Source organism: Streptomyces caniscabiei (assembly GCF_014930365.1).
Classification (GTDB): domain Bacteria; phylum Actinomycetota; class Actinomycetes; order Streptomycetales; family Streptomycetaceae; genus Streptomyces; species Streptomyces caniscabiei.
On sequence record NZ_JABXWI010000002.1, the window covers coordinates 613,261 to 629,611 of the forward strand.

At 72.5% G+C, this 16,351-nt stretch carries 15 protein-coding genes; 7 read left to right on the forward strand and 8 right to left on the reverse strand.

The window, feature by feature from the left end:
• Positions 1-3: 3 nt before the first annotated feature.
• Together HW837_RS07190 and HW837_RS07195 are read right to left on the reverse strand one after the other, a co-directional pair.
• Positions 4-1,794: a sugar phosphate isomerase/epimerase and 4-hydroxyphenylpyruvate domain-containing protein gene (locus tag HW837_RS07190; RefSeq protein ID WP_193379911.1), complete on the reverse strand. Its 1,791-nt coding sequence runs from the start codon at positions 1,792-1,794 to the stop codon at positions 4-6.
• A 105-nt stretch (positions 1,795-1,899) separates the two neighbouring features.
• Entirely contained in the window at positions 1,900-2,775 is an 876-nt protein-coding gene (locus tag HW837_RS07195; RefSeq protein ID WP_193379910.1) for a shikimate dehydrogenase, read from the reverse strand.
• Positions 2,776-2,905: 130 nt separating this feature from the next.
• On the opposite strand from HW837_RS07195, the gene HW837_RS07200 reads away from it, so the two are divergent.
• From HW837_RS07200 to HW837_RS48480, 3 genes are all read left to right on the forward strand, one after another.
• A complete protein-coding gene (locus tag HW837_RS07200) occupies positions 2,906-3,571 on the forward strand; it encodes a TetR/AcrR family transcriptional regulator (RefSeq protein WP_193379909.1) in 666 nt (221 codons plus the stop codon).
• 267 nt (positions 3,572-3,838) lie between these two features.
• Positions 3,839-5,179, forward strand: a complete 1,341-nt coding sequence (locus tag HW837_RS07205) for an MFS transporter (RefSeq protein WP_193379908.1) — start codon at positions 3,839-3,841, stop codon at positions 5,177-5,179.
• Positions 5,180-5,255: 76 nt separating this feature from the next.
• Entirely contained in the window at positions 5,256-5,924 is a 669-nt protein-coding gene (locus HW837_RS48480; protein WP_237270030.1) for a hypothetical protein, read from the forward strand.
• A gap of 44 nt (positions 5,925-5,968) precedes the next feature.
• Here HW837_RS48480 and HW837_RS07215 read toward each other — a convergent pair whose 3' ends face one another.
• Entirely contained in the window at positions 5,969-7,084 is a 1,116-nt protein-coding gene (locus HW837_RS07215) for an ABC transporter substrate-binding protein (protein WP_237270031.1), read from the reverse strand.
• Between the two features lie 107 nt (positions 7,085-7,191).
• Between HW837_RS07215 and HW837_RS07220 the strand changes: the two genes are divergently transcribed.
• Genes HW837_RS07220 through HW837_RS07230 form a run of 3 tightly spaced genes read left to right on the forward strand, consistent with a single transcriptional unit; the run spans position 7,192 to position 10,491 of the window.
• Positions 7,192-7,770, forward strand: a complete 579-nt coding sequence (locus HW837_RS07220; protein WP_193379906.1) for a TetR/AcrR family transcriptional regulator — start codon at positions 7,192-7,194, stop codon at positions 7,768-7,770.
• On the forward strand, positions 7,767-9,227 hold the full coding sequence (locus HW837_RS07225) for an MFS transporter (RefSeq protein ID WP_045556706.1): 1,461 nt from the start codon (positions 7,767-7,769) through the stop codon (positions 9,225-9,227). The genes HW837_RS07220 and HW837_RS07225 overlap by 4 nt, the downstream gene beginning before the upstream one ends.
• Positions 9,228-9,252: 25 nt before the next feature.
• The gene (locus tag HW837_RS07230) at positions 9,253-10,491 is read left to right on the forward strand and encodes a serine hydrolase domain-containing protein (RefSeq protein WP_193379905.1); all 1,239 of its coding nucleotides are present in this window, start codon (positions 9,253-9,255) and stop codon (positions 10,489-10,491) included.
• A 5-nt stretch (positions 10,492-10,496) separates the two neighbouring features.
• On the opposite strand, the gene HW837_RS07235 is transcribed toward HW837_RS07230, so the two are convergent.
• From HW837_RS07235 to ribA, 5 genes are all read right to left on the reverse strand, one after another.
• A complete protein-coding gene (locus tag HW837_RS07235; RefSeq protein ID WP_045556704.1) occupies positions 10,497-11,159 on the reverse strand; it encodes a VOC family protein in 663 nt (220 codons plus the stop codon).
• 147 nt (positions 11,160-11,306) lie between these two features.
• A complete protein-coding gene (locus tag HW837_RS07240) occupies positions 11,307-12,446 on the reverse strand; it encodes a saccharopine dehydrogenase family protein (RefSeq protein ID WP_193379904.1) in 1,140 nt (379 codons plus the stop codon).
• 7 nt (positions 12,447-12,453) lie between these two features.
• Positions 12,454-13,494, reverse strand: coding sequence for a saccharopine dehydrogenase (locus HW837_RS07245; RefSeq protein WP_045556702.1), 1,041 nt, complete (start codon positions 13,492-13,494; stop codon positions 12,454-12,456).
• On the reverse strand, positions 13,491-14,636 hold the full coding sequence (locus HW837_RS07250; protein ID WP_193379903.1) for an NAD(P)/FAD-dependent oxidoreductase: 1,146 nt from the start codon (positions 14,634-14,636) through the stop codon (positions 13,491-13,493). The genes HW837_RS07245 and HW837_RS07250 overlap by 4 nt, the downstream gene beginning before the upstream one ends.
• Before the next feature lie 183 nt (positions 14,637-14,819).
• Positions 14,820-15,479: a GTP cyclohydrolase II gene (ribA, locus tag HW837_RS07255; RefSeq protein ID WP_045556700.1), complete on the reverse strand. Its 660-nt coding sequence runs from the start codon at positions 15,477-15,479 to the stop codon at positions 14,820-14,822.
• Positions 15,480-15,557: 78 nt separating this feature from the next.
• On the opposite strand from ribA, the gene HW837_RS07260 reads away from it, so the two are divergent.
• Positions 15,558-16,292, forward strand: coding sequence for a creatininase family protein (locus HW837_RS07260; protein WP_078853367.1), 735 nt, complete (start codon positions 15,558-15,560; stop codon positions 16,290-16,292).
• Positions 16,293-16,351 lie beyond the last annotated feature (59 nt).

Sequence of the window (16,351 nt, forward strand, 5' to 3'; positions counted from 1 at the left end):
CCCTCAACCGACGGGGCGTCGCACGTGCTGGGCGGCGAGGCGCACGGGTGCGTTCTGGGCGCCGTAGCCCTGGTATCCGGCGTCGCGCTGGACGAGTTCGAAGAAGACGCGGCCGACGGTCTCGGTGTAGCAGTGGCGGAACGCGCCGCCCGCGTCGCGGTCGTAGAGGATGCCGAGTTCCCGGTACGTCTCCAGCTCGCCGTCGGCGAACGCGAACCGTGCGGCCAGGTCGTCGTGGTAGTTCGCTGGGACGGCCAGCAGCCGGCCCCCGGCCGCGCGGAAGGCGCGGGCCGCGGCGACGATGTCGTCCGTGGCGAGGGCGATGTGCTGGGCGCGGGCCGTGTCGTCGGTGGGGGCGGGGCCGACGCTGAGTGCGATGCGGACGCTGCCGTCGTCGTTGGTCACCGGGCGGCTGCGGAACAGACCGTAGGGGTCGGCGACGTCGACGCTGTCGCTGGCGTGCAGGCCGAGCACCGTGCGGTGGAAGAGGGCCGCCTCGTCGAACTGGTGCCAGGGCTGGGTGAGGGCGAGGTGGTCGACGCGGTGGACGTGGCCGGCGGCGTCCGGGTGGGCCACGGGGCGGAAGTCGCCGGTCCAGCTGGGGAGTCCGGGGCGGTCGGTCGCGCAGAAGAAGAGTTCGGTGCCGTCGGGCGCGGCGACCGCGTCGAGCGGCGCGTCCTCGGCGGTGCGGCGGCGCGGCAGCACCGGCGCGAGCAGGGCCTCGGCGCGGCGGGCGGCGCCGGCCGGGTCCGGTGACTCCAGTCCGATCGCGGCGAGCTGGGTGCCGTCGCGCCGGGCGGCCGGGCCGGTGTTGACCAGCACCCGTGCCTCGCCCTGCTGCCACAGGTCCACCGGCTTGCCGCGATGGCGTGCCGTGCGGGCGAAGCCGAGTGCGCCGAGCAGCGCGGCCACGGGTTCGGCGTCGGGGGTGACCAGTTCGGCGAAGGCGACGCCCGTGGGCACCACCCGTTTCGGCAGCGTGGCGATACCGGCCGCCTCCTGGAGCATCAGCAGCGAACGGTGGGCGTCCACGGCGGTGGGGCCAGCCTCGGCCTGCCGAAAGACGTCGTTGAAGACCTCCAACGACAGCGGCCCGTCGTATCCGGCCGCCCGCACATGCCCGACCAGCCCGGTGACGTCGAGGCCGCCCTGCCCGGGGAAACAGCGGTAGTGCCGGCTCCACTGGAGCACGTCCATCGCCATCAGCGGAGCGTCGGCGAGCTGGAGGAAGAAGATCTTCTCGCCCGGGATGTCCTCGATACCCTTGGGGTCTGAGCCCCGGGCCAGGATGTGGAAGCTGTCCAGGCAGGTCCCGAGCGCGGGGTGGTCGGCCGCCTCCACGATGCGCCACGCGTGGTCGTAGGTGTTGACGTGCCGCCCCCACGCCAGCGCCTCGTAGGCGACCCGGATGCCGAACTCTTCCGCGAGCAAAGCTAGTTGGCGCATGTGGTACGCGGCGAGCGCGTCGTCGTCCTCGGCGAGCGGATGGACGCTGGAGCAGACGAGCACCGTGTCGCAGCCGAGCCGCCCCATCAGCTCGAACTTGTGCCGGGCCCGCCGCAGGTTCTCCGCGAACACCTCCGTCGGCACGGCCTCGATGTCCCGCATCGGCTGGTAGAGATCGATGCTCAGCCCGAGGTCCGCACAGCGCGCCCGCACCTCCTCCGGCGCGAGCGGACTGGCCAGCAGATCGTTCTCGAAGATCTCCACCCCGTCGAACCCGGCCCGCGAGACGGCGGCGAGCTTCTCGGTGAGCGACCCACTGAGAGAGACGGTGGCGATGGACGTACGCATGGGCAACTCCTTGCAACAGGGTCACGCCCCTGTAAGGGGCGCGGGGAACTGCGCGATCAACCACGACGGACCCGCAGCCGACACACCGGACCGCCACCGCGGCGCTTAGTTACGCGCACCCGCAGCCCCGGCCAACTCACCGATGTCCGCCAACATCCGCGAAGCGTCCGGCTCACGCCCGGTGAACAGCCGAAACGCGTCGGCCGCCTGGAACACGGCCATCCCCCCGCCGTCCAGCGTGGCGCAGCCGAGCCCCCGCGCGGCCCGCAGCAACTCGGTCTCCAACGGCCGGTACACCACCTCCGCCACCCACAGCCCGGGACGCAGCAGCTCGGCGGCGAACGGCAGCCCGGGGTGGGCCGCCATCCCCGTCGGCGTCGCGTGCACGACACCGTCGGCCGCTCCGAGCAGCGCGGGCAGCGCGTCCGGCGCCGCCGCGTCGGCCCGCCCCGCACCGAAGTGCCGGTCGAGGGAGGCGGCGAGGTCCGCCGCCCGGTCGGGCAGCGCGTCGACGACGGTGACGTGCTCGGCGCCGAGGGTGAGCGTGGCGTGGGCGACGGCCGCGCCCGCGCCACCGGCGCCCAGCTGCACCACGTTCTCCAGCGGGGCGTCGGGCAGCCCGCGCGCGAAGGACGCGGCGAAGCCGGTGACGTCCGTGTTGTGGCCGACGGCGCGGCCGTCCTCGAAGACCACCGTGTTGACGGCGCCGAGCGCGGCGGCCTGCGGAGCGAGACCGTCGAGGTGCTCGATGACCAGCTGCTTGCAGGGGTGTGTGATGTTCAGCCCGTCGAAGCCCAGGTCACGGGCGGCGCGCACCAGATCGCCCACCGCCTCCGGCCCGACGCCGAGGTCGTCGATGTCGATCAGCCGGTACACGTAGCGCAGACCCTGCCGGTCGGCCTCCCGCTCGTGCAGGGCGGGGCTGAGGGACGGCCCGATGCCGGAGCCGATGAGGCCGACGAGATACGAGTCCTTGGCCACGGCGGCCCTCCCGCGAGATCTAATGTACGAACTAGTACGTTAGTAATAGCAGGCGCTCCCTCCCGAGGGAAGACCGTCGCCGCAGCTCCTAGAATCACGGGCACCGGCCGCACTCGCCCGAAGGAACCCGATGACCAGCGTCGAAGAACCGGCACGACAGAACGGGCGCATCCGTGACGCCGCCCGCACCAGGGCCGAGATCCTCGACGTCGCGACCAAGGAGTTCGCCCGTTCCGGGTTCGCCGGGGCCCGGGTCGACGAGATCGCCGCCCGGACCCGCACCACGAAGCGGATGATCTACTACTACTTCGGCGGCAAGGAGAAGCTGTTCACCGCCGTGCTGGAGCGGGCGTACTCCGTGATCCGGCAGACCGAGCAGGAGCTGGACGTCGAGCACCTGGACCCCGTGGCGGCCATCCGCCGGCTCGCCGAGGTGACGTTCGACCACCATGAGGCGCACCCCGACTTCATCCGCCTGGTCAGCATCGAGAACATCCACGAGGCCGAGCACATCGCCTCCTCCGAGATGCTCGCCACCATCGGCTCGCCCGCGCTGGACGTGATCCGCCGGATCCTGGAGTCGGGCCAGGAGTCGGGCCTGTTCACCGCCGACGTCGACGCCGTCGACCTGCACGCGATGATCAGCGCGTTCTGCTTCTTCCGGGTGGCCAACCGGCACACCTTCGGCGCCCTCTTCGGCCGTGACCTCATCGACGCCGGACGGCGGGACCACTACCGCCAGATGCTCGGCGACATGGTGATCGCCTATCTGACGGCGGACCGCGCGGCGGACTGAGCCGCCGGGCGGGGCGCACGGTCTCGGTCGGGTCTCGGCCGGAAGTTCCTCCCGCGGCGCCTCTTGACACCCGGGAAACGTCGGCGCAACATCCGTAGCCAACCGCTACTAACTATCCAGTGCGTTAATTAGCCCGGGTAGCGCCCGGCACGGCCGCCCCGCCACCCCAGGGACCGGCCCCCTCCCCCCTGTGATTCGCCCCGCCCCGCCTTGCCTTCCTCCGCTTCGCCCCCCTCTCATGGGGAGATCCCTCGAAGGAGCCACGCCGTGTCCGTCCCCGCCGCACCTCCCGGCCAGCCCAAGAAGGCCGCCACGGCCGCCTGGATCGGCAGCGCCCTGGAGTACTACGACTTCTTCATCTACGGCAGCGCCGCCGCCCTGATCTTCCCGACGGTCTTCTTCGACGAGTCCGACCCGGCCACCGCGACCCTGCTCTCGCTGGCCACCTTCGGTGTCGCCTACGCGGCGCGGCCGATCGGCGCGCTGTTCCTCGGGCACTACGGCGACCGAGTGGGCCGCAAGAAGATCATGGTCTTCACACTGATCCTGATGGGCCTGTCGACGTTCCTGATCGGCTGCCTGCCCACCCGCGACCAGGTCGGCACCCTCGCCCCGGTCCTCCTGGTGCTCTGCCGTGTCCTGCAAGGCATATCGGCGGCCGGTGAGCAGGCCAGCGCGAACTCCATGACGCTGGAGCACGCGCCGTCGGACCGGCGCGGGTTCTTCACCAGCTTCACCCTGAGCGGCACCCAGGGCGGGCAGCTGCTCGCCACCCTGGTCTTCATCCCGATCGCCGCGCTCCCCGAGGACCAGTTGCTCTCCTGGGGCTGGCGCGTCCCGTTCTGGATGAGCATCGCCGTCGCCGTCGTCGGCTACGTCATCCGGCGCACCCTGGACGAGACCCCGGCCTTCACCCAGCAGACCGAGTCCGAGGGCGTCGCCAAGCTGCCACTGGCCGTCCTGCTGCGCGAGCACTGGGCGGACGTGCTCCGGGTGATCGCGGGCGCCCTGGTCGCCTCGGTCTCCACGATCTTCACCGTGTGGGCGCTGGCGTACGGCACGAGCGACTCGGTCGGCCTGTCCCGTTCGTCGATGCTGTGGGTGGGCGCGCTCGCCAACCTGGTCGCGCTCACCGCGATCCCGCTGTGGGCCACGCTCTCCGACCGCATCGGCCGCCGCCCGGTGTTCCTGATCGGTTCGGCCGGCAGCGCGGTGCTGATGTTCGTCTACCTGTGGGCGATCTCCACCGGCGCCTACCCGCTCGTCCTGATCCTCGGCATCGTCACCTTCGGTGTCGTCTACAGCGCCGCGAACGGCATCTGGCCCTCCTTCTACGGCGAGATGTTCTCCACCCGGGTCCGGCTGTCCGGCATGGCCATCGGCACCCAGATCGGCTTCGCCGTCGCCGGTTTCGCCGTCACCTTCGCCGCGCAGATCGCCGGCCCGGACGGTGACGACTGGTTCGCGGTCGCCCTGTTCACGGCGGCCCTGTGCGTCCCGCCGGTCATCGCCGCGCTCACCGCCCGCGAGACCCACCGGATCCCGACGGAACTCCTCGGCACCCGCGCCCCGCGCGAGAAGAACGACCGGGAGCGCGTCGCGGCCTGAGCCACGGCCCGGTACCGCCCCGAGTCCCCGGGCGCCCCGCGAGGGGGCCCGGGGACTCCCGCGTGGAGCCGGAGGCGTGTGCACCCCCCTGCGAAGGCGCGGGCGGCTCGGCGGGATGATGATCGCACCGCCGCGACCACGCGGCACCACACCGCAGGGGGACGATGTGAAGCGCGGCGAGGACCCTTACAAAGCCACCCCGCCTCCATGGCAGGGATGGCCCCCGGCCGAGACGAGCCGACGGCGCCGGCGGATCGTCCCGCTCGTCCCGCTCGTCGGCGCGGCGGGGTGCGGCCTGCTGGTCCTGCTCGGGATCGGCCTGTCCTTCGGGCTGGTCATCCTGAGTGGTCTCGCGCTCCCCGTACCCGGCGGCAAACCCCTGACCATGAGCACGGCCGGGATCACGGGCACGTGGGTGGACGAGGGGGGCGGGCGTCTGGTGCTGAAGGAGGACGGGACGTTCACCTCGACCGAGATCTGCGGCGACTTCGACGACAACGACGACGACGGCTTCGACGACGTCCTCGCCCCGAACCCCGGCACAGGCACGTGGGAACGGGACACCCGCAACGGCGTCGGCACGGACGACCCCGTCTCGACGGTCCACCTCACGTTCACGCCGAGCGGGGTACGGGGCACGTACGAGACGCGGGGCACGAAGAAGAACCCCAACCTGTGGACGTACATCGGCGACCCCGACGAGAAGAGACTGTGCATGCTCGAACGCGCGGAGACCTCCGGCTGAGGTACCCGGCGGTGCCGGCCGACCGACGCCGGTCGGCGGCGTGCTCAGCCCCAGTGCAGGACCCGCAGACGGTGCGGTGCCGCCGGATCCCGGTCGACGACCTGGACCGGCGCCTCGGCCCACTGCCACACACCGACGCCCGGCACCCGGGAGAAGCGGATCCGGCCACGTGTCCCCTCGACCGTGACATGCGGCCAGGACGCGGCGATGCCCGCCCGGTCGGTGCCGTGCGTGCGCATGGCCTCGGCGAGGACCGCGACCGTGTCGTAGCCCTCGAAGGCGACGAAGGAGGGCGCTTCGCCCAGCCGATCGGCGAGGGCCGTCCCGACCCGTGAGCCGAGGGGACCGAGCCGGTCGGAGTCGTAGCTGAGGAACGGCACTCCGGCCCCGTCGTCCCCCAGCGACGTCACCCAACTGGCAAGCTCCGGTTGCCCGGCCGGAGCGCCGATCAACACCTCGGCGAGCCGGCGGTCACGGCGGACGGCCCGGACGATCGGCACCGCCGGGTGCGGGTGGCCGACCAGCAGGAGCAGGGCCGTCGCGCGCCGGTCGGCGAGCGCGTCGCACACGTCGGCGGGGGTGAGCGCGCCGCCGTCGATCTCGTCGACGGTGCCGCCGTACGCGGCGAGGTGGTCCCGCAGGATGCGGGTCCCGGCGGTCCAGTAGACGCTCGGCTGGGTGACCACGGCGATACGGCGGTGGCCCGCGCCGAGGAGGTGGTCCGCGTAGATCCGCCAGCCCCGGGACTGCGGCGGGGAGAGGCGTGCGACGCGGTCCGTCGGCCGGTCGGTGAGGGTGTCGAGGACCGCGGAGGAGCAGAGGTACGGCAGGCCGAGGGCGTCGGCCCGGCCGGCGACCGTGCGGGCGACGACGCTGTGGTACTCCCCGGCCAGGGCGGCCACCCCGAGGTGTGCCAGTTCGTCCACGGCCGCCGAGGCCCGCAGCGGGTCGGCGGCGGTGTCCCTGACCACCAGTTCGAGCGGCCGCCCGGCGACACCGCCGGCGTCGTTGACCTCCGCCACGCCCAGGTCGAGACCGGCGACAAGATGCCGGCCCGCCTCGGCCCAGCCGGGCCGCGTCAGGGGGGCGAGGGCGCCGATCAGGACCGGTCCGCCGGTGTCGTCCGTGTGCCGGTCCGGGCCGGGCTCGCCTGTGATCATGCCGGACATTGCAGCCGCGGCCGCCGCGGCGGGCAACCGAATATCGCGGTAGACACTGTCTACCAGGGCGGGTAGACACTGTCTACTCGCCCTGGTAGACAGTGCCCATGAACGAACGCAACACGGGGCTGCGGTCCCGACTGATCGACGTCGGGGTCGAGTTGGTGACGGCGGAGGGGGTGCAGGCCCTGTCGCTGCGGGAGATCGCACGGCGGGCCGGGGTGTCGCACGGGGCGCCGCGCCGCTACTTCCCGACGCACCTGGAACTGCTGTCGGCCATCGCGCGCCGGGGGTTCGAGGAGCTGGCGGGCCGGGGGGTCGCGGCGCTCGGGGACGGCACGGCGGGCCCGCGGGAGCAGATCGCGACGCTGGGGCGCGTGTACCTGGACTTCGCGCTCACCAACCGGGGCATGCACGAGCTGATGTTCCGTCACGACCTGCTGGAGAGCAACGAACTGGGGTTGCGTGACGCCAGTCTCCCGATGTTCACGCTGCTGGAGGAGCTCGTCGGGCGGGCCCGGCCCGACGCCGACGCCCGGCTCGTCGCGGGCGCGCTGCTGGCGAACCTCTACGGCATCGCCCAGCTGTGGACCTGGGGCAGCCTCCAACTCATGACCGGCGCCGGCGACTTCACCCCGTTGCTGCGCACCGCGCTGGACGCGCATCTGGGGAGCGAGCGCCGATGACGGCGCCCACGACGGAGGCCGGGGTCGACCGGCACGAGCCCGCGTCCGCGTCGCACCGCCGCGTCACCCTCGCGTGCAGTGTGCTCGGTGCCGTGCTGGTCGCACTCGACGGCACGGTGCTGACGATCGCCCAACCGTCCCTGCGGCGCGACCTGGACGCCTCCCTCACCGAGGTGCAGTGGACCAGCACCGGGTATCTGATCGCGGTGGCCGGGCTGTTGGTGTTCGCGGGGCGGCTGGGCGACCGGTTCGGGCATCGACGGGTGTTCGCCTGGGGGGTGTTGGGGTTCGGTGCGGCCTCCGCCGGGATCGGGTTCGCGCCCGGTGTGGGCTGGGTGATCGGGCTGCGGGTCGTCCAGGGCGTCTTCGGCGCGCTGCTCCAGCCCGCCACCCTCGGGATGCTGCGGGCCGCGTTCCCGCCCGAGCGGCTGGCGATGCCCATCGCGCTGCGGACCAGCGCCATCGGGGTGGCGGTGGCGGCCGGCCCGCTGGTCGGCGGTGTGCTCGTGGACCGGCTGGGCTGGCGGGCGGTGTTCTTCCTCAACGTCGTACCGGCGCTGGTCATGGGCCTGCTGGCGCTGGCGGCCCGTGCCCCGCTCGCACGGGGCACGACACGGGCGGAGCGCTCCCGGCTCGGCCTGCCCGGCGCGGCGCTGCTCGCGGTCGCCCTCGCGGCCCTCGTGCACACCCTGGTCGGGGTGCCGGAGCACGGCTGGACGGCCGCCGGCGTGCTCGGTCTGTCGGTCGCCGTCGGCGCGACCGCCCTCCTGGTCCGCCATGAGCGGCGCACCCCGGATCCCCTGCTGCCGGCCGGCGTGCTGGGCTCAGGGCCCGTGCGCGCGGCGCTCGGGGTGCTGGTGGCAGCCTCCGCGGCGATGCTGGGCGCGCTCTTCGTGTGCAGCTTCGTCCTCCAGGACGCGCTGGGCATGGATCCGCTGCGCACCAGCCTCGTCGCGCTGCCCGGCGGGGTGACGATGGTGCTCGGGGCGCCGCTGTCGGCCGTCCTGCTGCGCCGGTGGGGCGCCCGTCCGACGGCCCTCGCGGGGACCGTGCTGCTCACCGCCGGTGTGCTGACGCTGTCCCGGCTCGGCCCGGGGTCGTCCACGGTGCTGATCGGGGGCGGGTTCCTGCTGCTGGGGGCCGGTTTCGGCGCGCTGATGGTCACCGCGACCGCCGTCGTCGTCCGGCACGCGCCGCCGGAGGAGGCCGGGGTGGCGGGCGGGCTCCAGCAGACCGCGATGAACGTCGGCCCGACGCTCGGTGTGGCGGCCGCGACCACGCTCATACCGCTCGGCACCGGCCCGGCGCTGCTGCTCCTGGCCGCGGTGGCCGCGCTGGGTGCGCCTCTCGCCCTGCGAATGCCCCGACCCGCCCGCCCCGCGAGGGATGGAACGCGATCGGTACGGAACGATGAAGACAAGAAGCGTGAAGGCCACGAGCACGATCGCGAGCCGTGACCCGGGCCACCGGAGGAGAACCACCATGGAACGACTGCGCCGAGAGGTCGAACCCCGCGAGGCCGGCCTCGACCCGAAGACCCTGGCCCGTCTGGACGAGTACCTCGCCCTCCAGGTCGACGAGGGCCGCCTGCCCGGCTACCTCCTCTCCCTCGCCCGCGGCGGCCGCGTCGCCCATCTGACGACGTACGGTGCGCGCGACCGCGCGGCAGGGCTGCCCGTCGGGACGGACACGCTGTGGCGGGTGTACTCCATGACCAAGCCCGTCACGTCCGTGGCCGCGCTGATACTGGTCGAGGAGGGACGGCTGTCGCTCGACGACCCGGTCTCCCGTCACCTCCCGGAGTTCGCCGAACCTCGTGTGTACGAGTCCGGTGAGGGCGCCGACGTCCGGACCCGCCCGGCCGAGCGGCCGCTCCTCGTCCGCCATCTGATGACCCACACCTCGGGCCTGACGTTCGGCTTCTACCACGACCACCCGGTGGACGCGCTCTACCGCGACGCCGGGCTGGAGAACTCGGTCCGGCCGGGCGCCACCCTCGCGCAGACGATCGCGGAGTACGCGCGCCTGCCCCTCCAGTTCGAGCCGGGCACCCAGTGGAACTACTCCGTCTCCACCAACGTCCTCGGCCGGATCGTCGAGGTGGTGTCGGGGCAGGACCTCGACGTCTTCTTCGCCGAACGGATCCTCGGCCCGCTCGGCATGACCGACGCGGGCTTCCAGGTGACCCCCGAACAGGCGGAGCGGCTCGCGGAGTTGTACGGGGAGCAGGAGGACGGCTCGATCGCGCCCGTGCCCGGTCTGCCGGTGCGCGGCCGGCCGCGCTTCCTGTCCGGCAGCGGCGGGATGGTCGCCACCGCCCGGGACTACCACCGGTTCGCCGAGTTCCTGCGACGGCGCGGGGAACTCGACGGCGTACGGCTGCTGTCACCCGGGTCCGTCGAGATGATGACCACCAACCAGCTGCCGGGCGGTGTCGACATCCATACGTACGGCAGCGCGTTCCACCGGCAGCCGGGCAATGTGGGCGTCGGTTTCGGGCTGGGAGTGTCCGTCGTCATCGACCCCTCGGTGACCGAGACCCCGTCGTCCTCGGGCACGTTCGGCTGGACCGGGGCCGCGACGACGATCTTCTGGGTGGATCCCCGGCGGGACCTGACGGTGCAGTTCATGACCCAGGTGCGGCGGCGGTCGTCGTTCTCGGTGTATCCCGACCTGAAGCGGTTGGTGCACGAGGCGGTGATCCGGGCGGACCTCCCGTAGGCCTGTCACTCGCTCTCGCGCGCGGCGGGCGGCGCGGCGGCCTCCCAGACGAAGCCGTCCGGGTCGGTGAAGGACTCGGTGGTGCTGCCGAGGACGACGCGGTGCGAGCCGGTGCCGTCGGCGGGGACGCCGAGGTCCTTGGCCAGCCCGCGGCGCTTGTACAGCGCCAGCTTGACGGGGTTCGACCGGCCGGGGGCGAACTCGGCGTACTTGCCGCCGAAGCTCTTGGCCACGGTCAGGCCCCGGCCCACGTAGAACTGCTTGGTGGCCTTGACGTCCTCGACGCCGAGCAGCAGGACGACCTCGTCGATCTCGCGGGTGGCGGGGCCGGTGTCCTTCTTCGCCGAGGTCGCGATCTTCCAGATCGTGCCGTCCGGGGCCCGGACGACGCCGCCGTAACCCCACATCGACTTCGTGGCGGGCTTCAGCACCTCGGCGCCGGCGCCCACGGCGGCGGCGACGAAGCCGTCGACGGTGGCCGGTCCGGACACCGTGAGCGCCAGGGTGAAGCCGCGGAAGCCGGCCGAGGGCGCCGCGGACGGCCGCAGGCGAAGGTACGTGTCGACGCCGAAGGCGCCGTAGAAGCGGTGGGCGGCCTCGGGGTCGGCCACCTCGAGGGTGACGGACGCGAGGTCGGTGCGGGCCGTGGTGGAGGTGGTGGTTGCCATGTCCCTCACGCTAGGGGCTGGACGGTGGCCGGGCTTCTCGAATCCTGACCGGTCTCGCCACATGCTCGACCACGCACGCGCCGAGCGCGGCCGGGTCGACGCCGCCGACCCGGCCCGGCGGCGTCCCTTCCACCGTGATCCGCCTCGCTAGGTGAACTCCACACCCGTCGCGGCCAGTTCGGCCAGCCAGGCCCGTGCCCGCTCGCCCGTCTCCGCCGCGCGGCTGAGGCCCGCCGGCAGTGAGCCGTCCAGGATGTGTCCCACCCCGAGGGCGAGGGGGCGGGACACCAGGCGGGCCATCGCGCTCTCCTCCTCGGTGCCGACGGCGTCGAGGTGGTGGCGGCCGGACCACTCCTCGCCCGTCCCGGTGCGCACGTCGAGGGAGACGGCGAGGACGACCCGGTCGCGGTCGGCGTCGGTGGTCGGGTGACGCGCGGCCAGTTCGCGGGCCAGCTCCGCGATGCGCCGGTCGTCGCCGCGTTCGAGTTCCGCGAAGACCGGGGCCCATGCGGTGAGCCAGCCGTCGAGTCGGAGGGTGCCGCGGACGAACGTCCTCGGTGTCCAGGCCGGCGGCAGGCCGTACTGGGCGACGAAGGGGACGCTGTCGCGGTTGGGGTAGGCCTCGAAGGTCTCGCCGTCGACGACATGGGCGCGGGTGGCCGTCCAGGGGCGGTCGGCCGTCGTCACGGCACCGTCCTCGATGTAGCGGGCCGGTGCGCGCAGGGCGCCCAGGACGCCGGCCGGGGCCCAGCTGAAGCGGTAGCGGAAGTCGTTGGGGACGGCCGGGACACCGCCGCAGTACGAGGTGAGGGTGTAGTCGGCGGGGGTCTCCGGGCCGATCTCCCGGGTGGCCCGGTCGATCAGGCTGTGCGCGAAGAGGTGGTCCACGCCCGGGTCCAGGCCGGCCTCGGTGAGGACGGTGACACCCGCCGCCGCGGCCGCCGGGACCTGTTCGAGGACCGCGTCGGAGACATAGCTGGAGCAGGCGAAGTGGGCCCGCGCCCCGACGCAGGCGCCGAGCAGCGGGGCGTGGTCCGGCGCCGGGAGCATGGAGACCACGACGTCTCCCGGCGCGAGGTCCGCCGCGAGCGCGGGCAGCGTGTACGCGCGGGGCTCGGCCCGGCCCGTCAGACCGCGCGCGGCCAGCGCCCGCTCGGCGCGTTCCTCGGTGCGGTGCCACAGCCGGACCCGGGCGGCGGTGTCGCACAGCGCCGCCAGGCCGCTGCCCGTGGACAGGCCGGCACCGACCCAGTGGACGGTGCCGCTCGCGGGGACCACCTCGGTCATCGGGCAACTACCCTTCTGTGAGGTCCAGTTCGTCGCTCGCCCGCCGGAACCGGTCGAGGCAGCGCCCCCATGCCCCACCCGTCTCGAAGTCCAGCAGCTGCGGCAGCAGCGCGGCCGAGAAGTCGGTGCTCGCCTCGCGGGGCAGCAGGGAGGGCAGGTTGTCGATGGCGATGAGATCGAGCGGGGGGTGTTCGCGCAGCCGCCGTACCGGGGCGTCCCACTCGGTGGTCGTGTCGTAGACGGGCAGGACGTTCATGGGTGAGCCGACGTCGACCGTGACGTCCGAGAGGGTGCGGAGCCGGCGGTCCGGGTCGTCGAGGTCCTTGTCCGTCAGGAACGGCGGGACCGGGCTGGTCGTCAGGACGGTGTTGACCATCAACTCGTGTGCCAGCAGGGCCGGTCGGTCCAGGTCACGGGTCTCTGCCAGGTCCCAGCAGGTCGGCTCGACGCCCGCCTCGCCGAGCGCGACGCGCGCGCCCCGGCCGCTGCGGCCCAGGGCGCCGATCACCAGCGCGGTCAAGTCCCCCCGGGAGGCCCGGAGTTCGGCCTCCATGTCCTCCTTGGTCGTGGGGACGAGCGGGGCCCGCAGCGCGCCCCGGTGGTGCAGCACGGCGAGGGCCGCGCCCAGATAGCCCGCCCAGAAGCCGAAGGCGGCGAGCCTGCGGCCCTGGTCGTCCTCCAGGTACTCCAGGTCGAGCAGCGCCCCGCCCCCGGCCGCGAACCTGCGCAGCAGCGCCTCGGCGCCGGGCTGCCCCTTGTAGGCGTGCCCGAAGAAGATATGACGGTGCGTCAACTGAGCGGGGGTGTCCGGCAGTTCCTTGAGACCGACGATCACCGCGCGCGCCGATGCCGAGACCCACGAGCCCGGGTCGGCGATCTGACAGCCGGCCTGCTCGTACTCCTCCCCGGGGAAGATCCGCTGCGGCGAGTCCTCGACGGTGATCCGTACGCCGCTCTCGACGAGCCGCCTGGCGTCGGACGGCACGATCGGGGTGCGGCGTTCGGTGGTGCGGGTCTCGTGGCGCAGCCACAGGTGGAGATCGGTCATACGAGGTTGGCCTCCGGGCGCAGCGCGTCGGCCGTGAACCGGTCGACGTTCAAGGGGCTGATGTCGACGAAGGGTACGCGGCCCAGATACAGGTCGCGGACCACCTCGCCGACCGCCGGGCCCTGGAGGAACCCGTGGCCGGAGAACCCGGTCGCGTAGAGGAAGCGGGAGCAGGAACCGGCCTCGCCGATCAGGGCGTTGTGGTCCGGTGTGATCTCGTACAGGCCCGCCCAGCCGCCCGTGCGGCGCAGGTCGAGCAGGGCGGGGGCGCGGCGCTCCATGGCCTCGTACAGGCGGGGGATCCAGCGGTCGTGGGTGTCGGTGGCGAAGCCGGGCCGTTCGTCGGGGTCGGACATGCCGACGAGGAGGCCGGGGCCCTCGGTGTGGAAGTAGAGGCTGCTGGTGAAGTCGATCGTCATGGGGAGGTTCGGCGGGAGGCCGGGGACCGGTTCGGTGACGGCGATCTGGCGGCGCAGGGGCTCCACGGGGAGGTCGACGCCGGCCATGGCGCCGACGGAGCGGGACCAGGCGCCGGCCGCGCAGACGACCGTGTCGGTGACGATCCGCCCCTTGCTCGTGACCACCGCGGTGATCGTGTCCCGCCAGGTCTCGATGCCGAGGACCTCGCAGTTGCGCAGCACGGTCGCGCCGTGGCGGCGGGCCCCGGCGGCGTAGCCGTACACGACGGACTCGGGGGTGCAGTGTCCGTCGTCGGGCGAGAACGCGGCGGCCAGCAGGCCCTCGGTGGAGATCAGCGGGGAGAGCCGCCGGGCCTCTTCGGGGTCCACCATGCGGCTGGGCACACCCAGGTCGTTCTGGAGCTGGACGCCCGCCTCGAACTGGGCGACCTCGGCGGGGGTCGTCAGGAGGAAGAGGTAGCCGACGCGGTGCAGGCCGATGTCGTGGCCCAGTTCCTGCCGGAAGCGGCCGAACGCCTCCAGGCTGCGGGCGCCGAGCTGGATGTTGAGTTCGTCGGAGAACTGCGCGCGGACCCCGCCGGCGGCCCTCGCGGTCGATCCGGAGGCCAGTTCGTCGCGTTCGACGAGGACGACGTCGTCCACTCCGGCGGCGGCCAGGTGATAGGCGATGCTCGTCCCGATGACTCCCCCGCCGATGACGACGACCCGTGCGCTGCGGATCACGAACGCTCCCTTCGACCGACCGTGGTCGTGATGCCCGACGGAGTCAGGTCTTCCACCCGGGGCGAACGTTCATGCGGGGCGCCCGGGCACTTGCTCGAAGGGGCAGCGCGCGGGCCTCCGGGCGGGCGCGGCGGCCGGTGTCCGAAGTCTCCTCCGAGGCGGCCGCCGCGCGGACCCCGGCGCTCAGGACGAGTGGACCACCGCGTCCAGGTGCGGCAGGTAGTGGTCGAGCCGCTCGCGCTTGGTGCGCAGGTAGGTGATGTTGTCCTCGCACGGGGTGATGAGCAGCGGCACCTGCTCGGCGATCTCGATGCCGTGGCGCAGCAGGGCCTCCCGCTTGCGCGGGTTGTTCGACATCAGCCGGACCGACCGGACGCCGAGGTCGTGCAGCATCTCGGCCGCCACCCGGTAGTCGCGGGCGTCCACCGGCAGCCCGAGGGCGAGGTTGGCCTCGACGGTGTCCAGGCCCTCCGACTGGAGCTTCATCGCCTGGAGCTTGGCGAGCAGGCCGATCCCGCGGCCCTCGTGACCGCGCAGGTACACGAGAACGCCCCGCCCCTCGGCGACTATCGCGCGCAGCGCGCTGTCGAGCTGCTCGCCGCATTCGCAGTGCTGCGAGCCGAACGCGTCACCGGTCAGGCACTCCGAGTGCAGCCGGATGAGAATTTCCTCACCACCGCTGATGTCGCCGTACACGAGTGCCACTTGTTCTTCGCCGCGGTCCTGGTCGAGATAACCTACGGCCTCGAAGTCGCCGTAGGTCGTGGGGAGGGGGGCGTTCACCACACGTACGGCGCCGGAGGACTGGGCATTCGTGCCGAGTACACCAACATTTTCTGTCATGATCTGGTTCCTATCTGGTGAGTCCTGACGTCATGCGAAAATGACGGAGCATCAGCAGAGACGAAAGGCCGTGAAAAGATGAGCAGTTCGAGTCTTGTACCGACGGACACCACCGCGGACGTCCGGGCGCGCGGGGCGGCGGCGGGGCGGCAGGTCGCGGTGCTTCCGGTCGGCAGCTACGAGCAGCACGGTCCGTATCTGCCGCTGGCCACCGACACGCTGGTCGCCTGCGCGATATCCCGGGAGATAGCCGCCGTGTACCCGGTGCACCTCCTGCCGCCCGTGACCATCGCCTGCTCGCACGAGCACGCGGCCTGGCCCGGCACCGTCAGCATCTCCGCGACGACGCTGCACGCGATGGTGCGCGACATCGCCGCGTCGCTGCGCGCGTCGGGCGTCGAGGCACTGGTCGTGGTGAACGGACACGGTGGGAATTATGTGCTGGGCAATGTCGTCCAGGAATCCACCGCGGCGGGACATCGAATGGCGCTTTTCCCGGCGATGGAGGACTGGGACGCCGCGCGTGAACGGGCGGGCGTAGAGACGTCGTTGCTCAGCGATATGCATGCGGGAGAAATCGAGACCTCCATACTTCTGCATTGCCACCCCGAATTGGTCCGTCCCGGTCACGAGACCACCGATTTCCTTGCCGACGACCGCCGTCATCTCCTCTCCCTCGGTATGTCGGCCTACACCGATTCCGGTGTGATCGGCCGTCCGTCCCTGGCGTCCGCCGCGAAGGGGAAGGAGTTGCTGGCAGGGTTCGTGGAATCCTTCGGAGCGTACTTCTCGTTGGTCACCTCGGACGCCTGACGGCGGGCGCGCAGGGAGCCGTACCAGCGTCCGACGAGCACGAGGGCTCCCGGCAGGGC